Genomic DNA, 12,440 nt, shown 5'->3' on the forward strand with positions numbered 1-12,440 from the left:
AGCCTACGCGAGGGCACCCACACCGGCGGCTAGCTGGTCGACATCCTCAGGTCGCGTGTCCCACGAGCACATCCAGCGCACCTCCACCAGATCCGGATGACCGCCCGGCGCCCAGTCGTAGAAGTGATGCTGGTGCCGTAGCTGCTCAGCCAACTGGCGGGGCACTCGAGCGAACACCACATTCGCCTCCGTGGGCTGGGTGAACTGCACCAGGCCACGATCCACGGCGGCGGTGCCGAGCACGGCCTCTCGTAGCCGGGCCGCCATGGCATTGGCATGGCGCGCGTTACGCCACCAGAGCGGCTCAGTGAACCCCTCCGGCGCCGTCAGGAGCGCGAGCAACTGGGCTGAGACGTACCGCTGCTTGGAGGCGAGCTGCATCGCGGATTTGCGCACGAACTCCATGCCGTCCACCGCTTCGGGGTTGAGTACGATCACGGATTCGGCCAGTGCCGCGCCGTTCTTCGTGCCACCGAAGGAGAGCACGTCCACGCCCACATCGGTGGTGATCTCCCGCAGACTGCAGCCCAGGGATGCGGCGGCATTGGCCAACCGGGCGCCATCGAGGTGAACCGCCATCCCGGCGGCGTGGGCCGCCTCCGCCACGGCGCGCACCTGCCCCGGGGTATAGACGGTGCCGAGTTCGGTCGCCTGAGTGAGGGAGACGGCGAGCGGTTGGGCACGGTGGATATCCCCCAGGTCGCCGGCCCAGCCGTGCACCGCCTCGGGGGTGAGTTTGGCATCCGGCGCAGGCACCGGCAGCACCTTGATCCCGCCGACGCGTTCGGGTGCCCCGTTCTCGTCCGTGTGCAGGTGCGCACGGTCCGTGGCGATGACCGCGCCCCAGCGGGGCAGCATCGCGGTGAGCGAGACCACGTTCGCCCCGGTGCCGGTGAGCACCGGGAACACCTCGGCCTGCTCACCGAAGGTGCGGCGGACGGCACTGGCGAGGGCCGCCGTCGTGGGATCGGCGCCGTAGGCGCCTGCGGGTTCAGCGGGAACGGCGGCAAGGGCGGCGAGCACCTCCGGGTGCATCGCGGCGTAATTGTCCGAGGCGAACTGGCTCACCCGATCAGCGTAGGCGGATCCTGGCGTTCATCGGTGCCACCCGCGTCCAGCGAGGCGAGCTCCCGGCGGGCCTGTTCACCAGACATCCCAGTGAGCTGGAGCAGGTCCACCACGAGGGAGCGCATCAGCACCACGAGTGTCTGCGCGGGCCACCCGGCGAACGTCGGCGGGTCGAGTTCGGCCGCCACGGCGAGCAGCTGGCGCCGCAACCCGCTCGGGTCGGAATCGGAGCCGAGCGCGAACGCCAGATCGTCGGCCGAGCGGGCGATGGTCTGCAACAGTCGCGCGATCTGCTCCTGGCTGGTCATGTCCTGGGTGGCGGACCAGGCGCGGCGGGTGATCACCCGGGTGTTGCGCATCGCCCGGTCGCACAGCGTGGCCGCCCGCTGCAGGCGGAGCATCTCACCGTCGTGCCGGAGCCGGGCCGGAGTGAACCTGGTGGCGGCCAGCCCTCCTTGCACAAGCGTGCTCCACTCATCGATCACCCCCTGGGAACCGCGGGCGCGGGTGAGTGCGTCGTCAACGATCTCCTCGTCGCCGGCGCGCACCCCCTTGGCCACCTCGGCAAGGGTGAGCGCGATCTCGGTGAGACCGGAGGAGGCGAGCACCCGCACCCGGCGGCGCACGTCCACCGGCAGGAGCGCGGCCACCAGCAGTGCCACAGCGCCGCCGATCAGCGCATCCACCCAGCGGCCCACACCGTCGCCGCCGAGCGTGGGCGGCAACGCCACCACCACCACCGCCTGCACCCCAGCCTGCATGGCCAGCATCGCGGCCCCGTCGATGAGCCGCGCGATCGCCACAGCAACGGCGAGCACCACCGCGATCTGCACCGGTCCGGAGCCGATCACGGTCCCCACGATCTCCCCGAGCGCCACCCCCACCGTGACCCCGAGCGCGAGCTCGGCGACCTTACGTGGGTGGCGTTCGGCGCCGAAGCCGAGACAGACCCACGCGGCAATGGCCGCGAAGACGGGGATCTGGTGCCCCACCACCCAATAGGCGATTCCGTAGGCCACGCCGGCTGCGAGCGCACCGGTGAGGATCGGCCACGCATCACCGCGCAGCCGGCGCCACCCGCGCCGTAGCCGCCCGGAGAGCAGCAGCCGGGTCGCCCGCACTCCGCGGGGGCGTGGCGACGCCGAGCCGGCCGGGCGCGCGGTGGACACGGCCGGGACCGTCCCTACAGGTTCCGACGGCGCAGAGTGGGTCCCGGAGCAGCCTCGGGCCGTCCGGTGCCGGCGCCTTCTGGGCTGACGATGACTTCCTGAGCGGCGGCAATACCTGCCACGGTGAGCGGGGCGTCACTGGCCAGGTTGCGCTTGACCAGCGCCAGTGCCACGGGGCCGAGTTCGTGGTGCCGCACCACGGAGGTCACCCGGCCAACGGTGCGGTCGCCGGAGTGGACTTCCTCCCCCGGTTCCGGCGTGGTGTGCTCGCTCCCGTCCAGATGCAGGAGCACCAGCCGCCGCGGTGGGCGGCCCAGGTTGAATACCCGCGCGATGGTCTCCTGGCCGCGGTAGCAGCCCTTGTTCAGGTGGACGGCGGTGCGCAGCCAGTCCAGTTCGTGCGGGATGGTTCGTTCGTCCACCTCGCGGGCCAGGCGTGGCCGCCAGGCGGCTACCCGCATCGCCTCCCACGCCCACGCGCCGGCGAGGCGAGCGCCAGCGGATTCCGCTGCGCTGACCACTCCCTCGACGGCCTCCTGCGCCACCAGCGTGAGCCGGGCGTGCCACTGGGACCCCGGGTGATCGGCATCCTCGGGCCCGTAGCGAGTGGAGCCAGCCGGGGTGTGCGGCCACGGATCGGTCCAGGTCAGCGCCGCGGCGTGGCCGGCGGGAACGAGGCCGCTCAGGTCCGGACCGGCCGCACTGGTGCCGAGCACGGCGATCGACGCCTCGTGAGTGACGTCGACGCGCAACATGAATCGCATCGAGTCCAGGAACGCGGCGAGCGGCTGCGCCGCGGCGCCCTCGGTGATCAGCCACGCACGCTCGCCATCGTCGAGGACGGCTGCTGCGTGCTCGATGCGTCCGTTCGGGTCGAGCAACAACAGTTCCGTGCTGGCACCGGGTGCGAGTTCGGTGAGCACCTGTGAGGACAGCGTGTTCAGCCAACTGAGCCGGTCCGGGCCGCTGACGGTGACCACGCCGAGGTGGCTGAGGTCGACCACACCGATACCACGTTCCAACGCGCGCTGTTCGGCGACCGGGTGGCCGTAGTGGGCGGCCACACCCTCGTCGGGGCCGGTGGCGCGGACGGCGCCCGGCCGGGTGAGCAGTGGCGATGGTGCGTTCATGGTCTCCTCAGCGCGTCGTGTCCGGCCCGGTGTCCGCGGGCCGCGACAGTACCGATGGCCCGGACCATACCGATTCCGGTACTGGCAGCAACGTGCTCGGGTCCATCGTTCATTCCCTCAGGACTGCCGTTGTAGCCGGCCCGAGGAGTAGGACTGCATCTCGTGCCCGAACGCGGCCATATCGGTGGCCCACATCAGCTCGGAGTTCACCATGCCGTACATCCGGCGAGCCGCAGTCACCTCGGCACCGGTGGCGGTCCGCGCGATCAGATCGGTCGCCAGGGTGATCCGCGGCCCCTGCACCACCCCGAGGTAGACGCTCGCGTGCCCGGTCGGCTCGCTGAGCAGCACCTCCAGTTCCGTGCGCGGCGGGGTCGTCGCGCCGGATGCGTGGGCCGCGCCGTTCGTGCCAGGTGTGCCACGTGTTCCGGCTGCCGCGCCCGGCTCGTCGTGAGCCGGCTCCGCATCGGCGTCGCCACCTTGTGGCGGCACCCGCCAGTACCCGGACTCGGTGGCCCACACCTCTCCCGCCGTCATTGCGGCCACGTCGATCTCACCCTCGAGGGAGGCGGGCGGGTTCTCCAGCAGCCAGGTGGTGCACGTGTACGCCAGATACGGTCCGCCGTCGGAGGTGTACGTCGCCTCCACCAGGATCGGCCGCTCCTCGATTCCCGGGTAGCCGAGGAACCCCGGCCCGCGCCAGGTGCCGAGTAGCCAGGCGAGCGGGTAGGTCTCGGGGGCAAGGCCGTCAGGGATGGCGAAACTCATGAGGCCCGAGTCTACGGCGCTCAGCCAAGCAGCACCCGGCCGAGTACGTACACGGGAACCCCGGACACGGCCACCGGCAGCATGGCCGCGGCGAGGGCCGCCGTCGGGCGCCCAGAGGCGGGAAACTGACCGAACAAGGCATGCACCGCGGCGATCAGCACCCCGGCGGAGAGTCCGACCAGACCTCCGGCGAGCAGACCGACCGCGTCAATCAGGGATCCGGTCAGCAAGCCCGCTGCGGCGGCGATCACGAGGGTGGCGGCTGAGCCCAACCATCCCGGGATCGGCAACGCGGTGCAGGCCGAGCCCAGGGTCAGCGTGACCGCCCCTACCAGAAGCAGCGCGGTGGCGACCTCACCGGTCCCCACCGCAAGCCATCCGGCGGCCGAGGCCACCACGACGGCGCCGGTCACCACTCCGGAGACCGACTCCACGAGCCGGGGGCGGCCATCGCGGCGAAACATCTCGTGCACAAAGGCCCCGACGACGCTCAGGCCCAGTGCCACCGCCACGTAGAGGAGGTCGTCCCACACCAGCAGCGCGGTCAGTGCCGCAGCGGCCGTGATGAGCAGCACGACGACTCCGCCGCGGCGGGCGGGCAACTCAAGCAGGGTGGGCCAGCCGATCGCGAACAGGGCAACGATCCCGGCGATGGTGCCCACCAGCACGGCGCGGTCGCCGAAAGCGGTGATGCCGATGCCTGCCGCCGCGGCCGCCGTGACGACGGCACGAAACGCCCCGCTGATCATGCGTCGTTCCACCTCACGTAGATGATCGTGTCACACGAGCGGGATGGTCGCGGGCCACCCGCTCGAGGAGGCGCCCCGCACGGGAGGTCATGGCGCGGGGTGGACCTGCAATAGAGTTGCACCCGATCTCGATCGGGAGGAGGACCTGTGGCGGACCTTCTGCTGCTCACGTCGGAGGCAGGCGGATCGGCTCGCGTCCTCCCCGCGTTGACGCTGCTCAGCCACCGCGTGCGCGTAGTTCCCACCGAGCCGGCTGCCCTGCTGGACGCGCCCGATTCGGATGTGGTGCTCATCGACGCCCGCCAGGATCTCGCCCGGGCCCGGGCGACCTGCCAGTTGTTGCGATCCACCGGGATCGACGTGCCGGTCATCCTGGTGCTGGGCGAAGGCGGCCTCTCCGTGGTCCGCCCCGACTGGGGTACCGACGACATCGTGCTCGCCGACGCCGGCCCGGCGGAGGTGGACGCCCGACTCCGGTTGGTGGTCGGACGGTCCCAGCTCTCCGCAGGCAACGACGATCCTGAGCAGATCGTGGCAGGTGACCTGACCATCGATTCGGGTGGCTACACGGCACGCCTGCGCGGACAGGCACTGGACCTGACGTTCAAGGAGTTCGAGCTGCTCAAGTATCTGAGCCAGCACCCCGGCCGCGTGTTCACCCGCGCCCAATTGCTTCAGGAGGTGTGGGGCTACGACTACTTCGGCGGCACTCGCACTGTGGACGTGCACATCCGCCGCCTGCGCGCCAAGCTCGGACCCGAGCACGACCAGATGATCGGGACTGTGCGCAATGTCGGCTACCGGTTCGACCTGCCGCGGCACGCCGGTGATCAGGTGGTCGCACCCGATGCCGGCACGCCATGATGCGGGTTTCGCGGACTCCCAGGATGAGCGAACCCCGGGCCGGGGAGCGGTTGCGTTCGCTCCGCGAGCGTATGTCAGACTTGATGGTGACGCCGGGTCGCGCTAGCCCCGGGCTCCAACATCTGCCGCTACGAGCGGCCTTCGCGCCGTCAGGCGCTGGGCGGCCCGGCGTCCTCATCTCCCGCGCGATCTCCCACCGAGATCCGCCCGTGCGAGACATGCCCTAGCCTGTTCGCGTTGTCCGATCCTCACTGGGAGCCGTGGTGCGACTTCGCCTGACCCCGCGCGACGCCGTCTTCTTCGACCTGCTCGCCGCGTCCGCCGCTCAACTGGTGGTCGGTGCCGACCTGCTCGCACAGTTGATCGCCGCAGAACCGCCGGACCGGGTGCGCTTCGCCGAGCGGCTGCGCGAGGCTGAGCACGAAGCCGACGTGTCCACCCACGAGATCATGCGGAGGCTGAACCAGACCTTCGTGACTCCCTTCGATCGCGATGACATCTACCGCCTTGCCTCTGGCCTGGACGACTGCATGGATGCCATGGAGGCGGCCGGCGACCTGATGGTGCTGTACCAGGTGGACGCCCTGCCCGGCGAGGTTGCCACCCAGGTGGCGACGCTGCAACGCTCCGCCGAACTCACTGCCGGCGTGATGCCGAAGCTGCGATCCATGCGCGAGGACGTGCGCGCCTACTGGATCGAGATCAACCGGCTCGAGAACGAGGCCGACCGTGCCTATCGCGGCCTGCTGGCACTGCTGTTCCAGAGCCCGAAGTATCAGGAGAGTCCCGCCGCGGTGATCGAGATGATCAAGCTCAAGGGCGTGATCGACACCTTGGAGCAGGCCGCCGACTCCTTCGAGTCCGTCGCTCACCAGGTCGAAGCCCTCTTCCTCAAGGAGTCCTGAGCCGGTGGAGCTCGCCCTCGTCCTGCTCGTGGTGGTGATCGCCCTCGTTTTCGCCTACACCAACGGGTTCCATGACGCCGCCAACGCGATCGCGACCTCCGTCTCCACGCGGGCGCTGACCCCGCATGTGGCGCTGGTGCTGGCCGCCGTCATGAACTTCGTGGGTGCGCTATTGGGCACCGGCGTGGCCGAGACCATCGGCAGCGGCATCATCGATGCCCCCGTGGGCACCACCGGCCTTGTGGTGGTGCTCGCCGGCTTGATCGGAGCAATCGCCTGGAACCTGATCACCTGGTGGAAGGGGTTGCCGTCGTCCTCCTCCCATGCGCTGATCGGAGGCCTCACGGGGGCCGGGGTGGCCTCGGCGGCGACTGTGCACTGGAACGTCATCCTGGACCGGGTGGTCATCCCGATGGTGGCCTCACCGCTGGTCGGGTTCGTGCTCGCCTACCTGCTCATGGTGGGCGTGCTCTGGTTGGTCCGCAATGCCGCGCCGGGGCGGACAACGCGCCGCTTCCGGTTGGCCCAGACCGTCTCGGCGGCCGCCATGGCGCTCGGGCACGGCCTGCAGGATGCGCAGAAGACGATGGGCGTGATCGTGCTTGCCCTGCTGGTCGGGGGGCTCCAGGGCGACCATGAGATCCCCCTGTGGGTCAAGCTCGCGGCCGCGGCGGCCATCTCGCTCGGCACCTACTCGGGCGGCTGGCGCATCATGCGCACCCTCGGCCGGCGGGTCATCGAACTGGACCCGGCACGGGGCTTCGTGGCCGAGTCGGTGGCGGCCGGGGTGCTGTACAGCACCGCCTTTGCGCTGCACGCCCCGATTTCCACCACCCACACGATCACCTCGGCCATCATGGGCGTCGGTGCCACCAAGCGCCTCTCCGCTGTGCGTTGGGGAATGGTCCGCAGCATCGGTATCGCCTGGGTGCTGACCATCCCGGCGGCGGGCGGGGTGGCCGCGCTGCTGTATCTGGTGTTCTCGCTGTTCACCTGAGCGCGCAGGATCACCGGCGATGGGCAGTTCAGCCCACGCTCGACGCAATCTCGAGGTGTGGTTCTCCTCTAAAGTAGGAGCGAACGAGCGCCGGGGGTTCAGCTCCGGTCCACCATGACTTGGGAGAGAACATGAACACCCGTGCAATCACACGCTCCGCGCTGGCCGTCGTCGGCGTTGCGGGCGTGGCCATCTCGATGACGGCCTGCGGCATGCTCGGCGGCGAGGTTGCGACCGCAGAGGTCGGCGAATGCGCCCAACTCGCGGACCTGCAGAGTGACGAGATCACCGAGATCCCGACGGTCGATTGCTCGGAGGAGCACGACGCTCAGTTCTTCCACAAGTTCGACCTGCCCGATGGCGACTTCCCGGGCACCGACGGTGTGCAGACGGCGGCCGAGGAAGGGTGCCTCGGTACCGAGTTCGAGAACTTCGTGGGTACGTCGTACGAGGAGTCCGCGCTGTACGCGAACTTCATCGGCCCGACCCAGGAGACCTGGGACCAAGCGGACGACCGCGAGGTGCTGTGCATCGTCTTCCTCGACGACGGCACCACCACCACTGAGTCCTTCGAAGGCTCCGGTCTCTGAGTCATCCCTCCATCGGAATCCACTTCCACGACTCGAATCCACCTGCACCGCGCGCGGGATGGATTCGGTCCGTGGAAGTGGATTCGATCGTGGTCGCCTACCGGTGAACCCGCGGGACGCCAGCCCGTAGGAGTTTCGCCTCGAGGCGAGACCTTTGCCAGCAGTCCTGCCAGTTCCACCGCACCAGCGCACTGACCTGCGATCGGATCTCGTCCTCCCGGTACTTCTCGTCAATCACCCGCTGCGCCGCATCTCCCCCCGTCGCCGCGCTGCGGTACTTGCTCTCCCCATCTGCCTCCCCCGCGATACCGGGCTGCTCCCAGTAGAAGTCGAGGAATGCGTCACCACCAGACGGAAGTGCAATTCGCACCTGGTGGAGCGCAGTGGCGAACCCCAGTTCGTCAATCAGCACGTCACTGAGAGTTTCCAGCGTGGACTCGGCGTTGTCCCGAACACGGTTCAGCACCGCTGCGACCCGGCGCGAACAGCGATAGGGCAGCAGCCGCTCATGCTCCGCGCGCAGTCTCGCAGGGGTGGTCAGCGGCGGACGATCACCCGGAGTGGTCCGCCCTGCGCCGCCGGCGAAGCGCGGTCGCAGGCAGGCCGCGTTCGCAGCGGCGAGGGCAGCGCGCAGCGGCGCAGTGCGTGCGCGCTGGATGAGCGAATACTCGATCGGCGTCATCATCAGGCCACCCACCTCCACGACGGCCACCTCGTGCCGACGAGCAAGGGAGACCACGCCGGTGCGCCGCTTGCCGTGCGCGGTGCCCGAGAGTACATACACCTCCTCGGGCCATGAGCCGATGATCGGGAGGCCGCACAGTGCGATCGCTGAGTATCCCGTGAAGATCGGCACCGTCATCCGGCGTGCCGCAGCAAGCACCCGTCGTTCATGGAGGGCAGCAGCCTGCTCCGACGCCGAGCCCTGGAGGAGATTCTTCGCCGGCACGTAGCCGCCGCGGGCAACGCGGACCAGCCGGCCGTCGCGATGTGCGCGCAGCAGAGAGTCGGTCAGGCCAGCGGCGGCAGCATTGCCATAGGTGATGAGATCGCTGCTGCGATCTGAGCGCGAACGGTTCATCGCTCCATCGGAGCGCAGAAGTCACCGCGGCGGCAGATCTGCCCACCGGGGTTGTGCACAGGCAGACATCGGGCCGTTCGAATCCAGTTCCACGGGAGGAATCCATGTCCACCACATCTGGTCGTGGATTCGGTTCGTGGAGGTGGATTCGGATGCGTCAGCCGAAGCGGCCGGAGATGTAGTCCTCGGTGTCCTTGACCGAGGGTGAGGAGAACATCGTGGTGGTCTCGTCCATCTCGATGAGGCGGCCCGGCTTGCCGGTCCCCTCGATGTTGAAGAACCCGGTCCGGTCCGAGACGCGGGCCGCCTGCTGCATGTTGTGCGTGACGATCACGATCGTGTAGTCGTTCTTCAGCTCGCTGATGAGGTCCTCGATCGCGAGGGTGGAGATCGGGTCGAGCGCCGAGCACGGCTCATCCATCAGCAGCACGTCCGGCTGCACGGCGATCGCCCGGGCGATGCACAGACGCTGCTGCTGGCCACCGGAGAGCGAGGAACCGGGCCGTTCCAGCCGGTCCTTCACCTCGTTCCACAGGTTCGCGCCGGTCAGCGCCCGCTCCACCAGCTCGGCAGCATCGGACCGCGAGATCCGCCGGTTGTTCAGCTTCACCCCGGCCAGCACGTTGTCCGCGATGGACATCGTGGGGAACGGGTTCGGCCGCTGGAACACCATGCCGATCTGACGGCGCACCTCCACCGGGTCAACCCCGGGGCCGTAGAGGTCCATACCGTCCATCACGGCCTTGCCCTTGGTGTACGCGCCCGGGATCACCTCGTGCATCCGGTTCAGAGTGCGCAGGAAGGTGGACTTGCCGCAGCCGGAGGGGCCGATCAGTGCAGTCACCGACCGTGCCTCGATGGTCATGTTGACGCCCTCAACGGCGAGAAAGTCGCCGTAGTAGACGTTCAGGTCGCTGACGTCGATTCGCTTAGACACGGGCAGTCCTTCCGGGGGTTGCCGCGGAGGTCACGCGGCTGGAGCAGCAGGTCGAGGGGGCAGAGTGGTCAGTGATCATCGTCCACCCTTAGGGGAGAAGAACTTGCTCACCAGCCGGCCGACGAGGTTGAGCAGCATCACGATCAGCAGCAGCGTGAGCGCGGCCGCCCAGGCCCGGTCGGCCGCCGGGCCGCCCTGCGCGTACTGGCGGAATACGTACACCGGCAGCGTCTCGATCCGCCCGTCGAAGGGGTCCCAGTTCATGGCCTGGATGGTGCCGACAGTGACGAGCAACGGCGCCGTCTCGCCGATCACCCGGGCGGTGGCGATCATGATGCCCGAGGTGATGCCCGCGACGGCGGTGCGCAGCACCACCTTGACGATCGTCAGCCACTTTGGCACCCCGAGGGCATAGGCGGCCTCGCGAAGCTCGTTCGGCACCAGCTTGAGCATCTCCTCCACGCTGCGCACCACGTAGGGCGTCATCAGCACCGCGAGGGCGACACCACCGATGAGCGCCGACTTGTACGCCGGCCCGAAGATCACCAGGAACATCGTGTAGGCGAACAGACCCGCCACGATGGAGGGGATACCGGTCATCACATCGACGAGCAGGGTGATGCCGCGCTTGATCGGGCCGCTGCCGTATTCCACGAGGTAGATCCCAGTGAACATACCCAACGGCACCGCGATGAGGCCGGCGATGCCAGTCACATAGACCGTGCCCACGATTGCGTGCGCCACGCCACCCTCGGCCATGGACCCGAAGATGCCGACCATGTCGGTGGTGAGGAACTCCCAGCTGAACCGCTCCAGGCCGTCACCCACCACGATCCACAGCAGGGAGACGAGCGGGACGAGTGCCAGCAGGAAGGCGAAGGTGACCAGCGTCGTCGCGAATCGATCAGCTGCCCACCGGCGACCCTCCACCACGGTGGAGACCGAGGTGATGGCCACGGCGTACACGATGGCGCCGAGGAAGAAGAGCGGCGCGATCGCCAGCGAGCCCAGGGCGAGCAGGAGCGCGGCGGTCAGCGCGATCGAACCGGCGAGCACGACATAGGGGGCCCAGCCCGGGAGCCGACGGTATGAACGGGTGGGGACGGGAGGAGCGGCGACAGACATCAGTTGGCCCCCGAGAACTCGGCACGACGGTTGATGATCCAGCGGGCGAGCATGTTCACCCCGAAGGTCAGCGCGAAGAGGATGAGCCCGGAGGCGATCAGCGCGTCGACCGCGATTCCGCTGGACTCCGGGAAGTGCAGCGCGATGTTCGCCGCGATGGTGTTGTGCTGACCCGACTGGAGCAGGAAGAAGTTGATGGCATACCCGGGTGAGAGCACGATGAGGATCGCCATTGTCTCGCCCAAGGCGCGGCCGAGGCCCAGCATGGCCGCGGACATCATCCCAGAGCGTCCGAACGGCAGCACGGCCATCCGGATCATCTCCCAGCGCGTGGCCCCGAGTGCGAGCGAGGCCTCCTCGTGCAAGCGCGGCGTCTGCAGGAACACCTCGCGGATGGTGGCGGTGATGATCGGCACGATCATGATCGCCAGCACCAGCCCACCGGTGGTGATGTTACGCGCCGGTGCGTTGTAGTCCGCGAACAGCGGGATGAACCCGAGGTTGGCGCTCAGCCATGCGAAGACCGGTTCCACGAGTGGCCGTAGCCACTGGAAGCCCCACAGCCCGAAGATGACCGAGGGGATCGCGGCGAGCAGGTCGATGATGTAGCCGAGGAACTGCGCGAGGCGGCGGGGTGCGTAGTGCGAGATGAACAGCGCGATCCCGATGCTCAATGGCAGGGCCACCACCAGGGCGATGATCGAGGCCAGCACGGTTCCGAACAGCAGCGGCGCCACCCACGACCAGAGATTGCCCCCGATGAAATTGACGTCCTCGAACTGTTCGGCATCCGCCACGAACGCCGGCCAGGCGCGATAGAGCAGAAAGATCGCCACGGCGGCCAGCATCACCAGGATCATCACACCGCTGGTGGTGGAGATGCCCTTGAAGATGACGTTGCCGAGCCGCCCCGGCGCGCGCTTGTCCGCGGGCCTGGTCTGATCCTGCGGGGGCGTGGTGGTTGCCACAGTTCCTCCGTCGTCTGCGGGTGGGAGCGTGCCTCAGGCGGGTCGGCTGATGGTGGGAACCATCGCCGACCCGCCCGGAGCAGAGTACT

Annotated in this window: 13 protein-coding genes; 4 read left to right on the forward strand and 9 right to left on the reverse strand. The window is 68.7% G+C overall.

Going from position 1 to position 12,440, the window contains the following annotated elements; translation table 11 throughout:
- Window positions 1-3: 3 nt before the first annotated feature.
- The 5 genes from LQF10_RS16030 to LQF10_RS16050 form a co-directional block, all read right to left on the reverse strand.
- Window positions 4-1,068 (reverse strand): threonine aldolase family protein, encoded by a 1,065-nt coding sequence (locus tag LQF10_RS16030; RefSeq protein ID WP_231064812.1) that lies wholly within the window; start codon window positions 1,066-1,068, stop codon window positions 4-6.
- On the reverse strand, window positions 1,065-2,237 hold the full coding sequence (locus LQF10_RS16035; protein ID WP_231064813.1) for an FUSC family protein: 1,173 nt from the start codon (window positions 2,235-2,237) through the stop codon (window positions 1,065-1,067). The genes LQF10_RS16030 and LQF10_RS16035 overlap by 4 nt, the downstream gene beginning before the upstream one ends.
- A gap of 14 nt (window positions 2,238-2,251) precedes the next feature.
- A complete protein-coding gene (gene ygfZ, locus LQF10_RS16040) occupies window positions 2,252-3,367 on the reverse strand; it encodes a CAF17-like 4Fe-4S cluster assembly/insertion protein YgfZ (protein WP_231064814.1) in 1,116 nt (371 codons plus the stop codon).
- A 117-nt stretch (window positions 3,368-3,484) separates the two neighbouring features.
- Window positions 3,485-4,135, reverse strand: a complete 651-nt coding sequence (locus tag LQF10_RS16045) for a heme-binding beta-barrel domain-containing protein (RefSeq protein WP_231064815.1) — start codon at window positions 4,133-4,135, stop codon at window positions 3,485-3,487.
- A gap of 20 nt (window positions 4,136-4,155) precedes the next feature.
- On the reverse strand, window positions 4,156-4,896 hold the full coding sequence (locus LQF10_RS16050) for a hypothetical protein (RefSeq protein WP_231064816.1): 741 nt from the start codon (window positions 4,894-4,896) through the stop codon (window positions 4,156-4,158).
- Window positions 4,897-5,031: 135 nt separating this feature from the next.
- Between LQF10_RS16050 and LQF10_RS16055 the strand changes: the two genes are divergently transcribed.
- From LQF10_RS16055 to LQF10_RS16070, 4 genes are all read left to right on the forward strand, one after another.
- The gene (locus tag LQF10_RS16055; RefSeq protein WP_231064817.1) at window positions 5,032-5,748 is read left to right on the forward strand and encodes a response regulator transcription factor; all 717 of its coding nucleotides are present in this window, start codon (window positions 5,032-5,034) and stop codon (window positions 5,746-5,748) included.
- 263 nt (window positions 5,749-6,011) lie between these two features.
- Window positions 6,012-6,653 (forward strand): DUF47 domain-containing protein, encoded by a 642-nt coding sequence (locus tag LQF10_RS16060; protein ID WP_231067371.1) that lies wholly within the window; start codon window positions 6,012-6,014, stop codon window positions 6,651-6,653.
- Window positions 6,654-6,657: 4 nt separating this feature from the next.
- Window positions 6,658-7,650 (forward strand): inorganic phosphate transporter, encoded by a 993-nt coding sequence (locus LQF10_RS16065; protein ID WP_231064818.1) that lies wholly within the window; start codon window positions 6,658-6,660, stop codon window positions 7,648-7,650.
- Between the two features lie 131 nt (window positions 7,651-7,781).
- On the forward strand, window positions 7,782-8,240 hold the full coding sequence (locus LQF10_RS16070) for a septum formation family protein (RefSeq protein WP_231064819.1): 459 nt from the start codon (window positions 7,782-7,784) through the stop codon (window positions 8,238-8,240).
- Window positions 8,241-8,337: 97 nt separating this feature from the next.
- On the opposite strand, the gene LQF10_RS16075 is transcribed toward LQF10_RS16070, so the two are convergent.
- From LQF10_RS16075 to pstC, 4 genes are all read right to left on the reverse strand, one after another.
- Window positions 8,338-9,321: a hypothetical protein gene (locus LQF10_RS16075; protein ID WP_231064820.1), complete on the reverse strand. Its 984-nt coding sequence runs from the start codon at window positions 9,319-9,321 to the stop codon at window positions 8,338-8,340.
- A gap of 157 nt (window positions 9,322-9,478) precedes the next feature.
- Complete coding sequence (pstB, locus tag LQF10_RS16080) at window positions 9,479-10,258, reverse strand: phosphate ABC transporter ATP-binding protein PstB (RefSeq protein ID WP_231064821.1); 780 nt, start codon at window positions 10,256-10,258, stop codon at window positions 9,479-9,481.
- Between the two features lie 75 nt (window positions 10,259-10,333).
- Window positions 10,334-11,383: a phosphate ABC transporter permease PstA gene (gene pstA, locus LQF10_RS16085; RefSeq protein WP_231064822.1), complete on the reverse strand. Its 1,050-nt coding sequence runs from the start codon at window positions 11,381-11,383 to the stop codon at window positions 10,334-10,336.
- Entirely contained in the window at window positions 11,383-12,351 is a 969-nt protein-coding gene (gene pstC, locus LQF10_RS16090) for a phosphate ABC transporter permease subunit PstC (RefSeq protein WP_231064823.1), read from the reverse strand. Before pstC ends, pstA begins: the two co-directional genes overlap by 1 nt.
- Window positions 12,352-12,440 lie beyond the last annotated feature (89 nt).

The sequence above is a fragment of the Ruania halotolerans genome (genome assembly GCF_021049285.1).
Lineage (GTDB): Bacteria > Actinomycetota > Actinomycetes > Actinomycetales > Beutenbergiaceae > Ruania > Ruania halotolerans.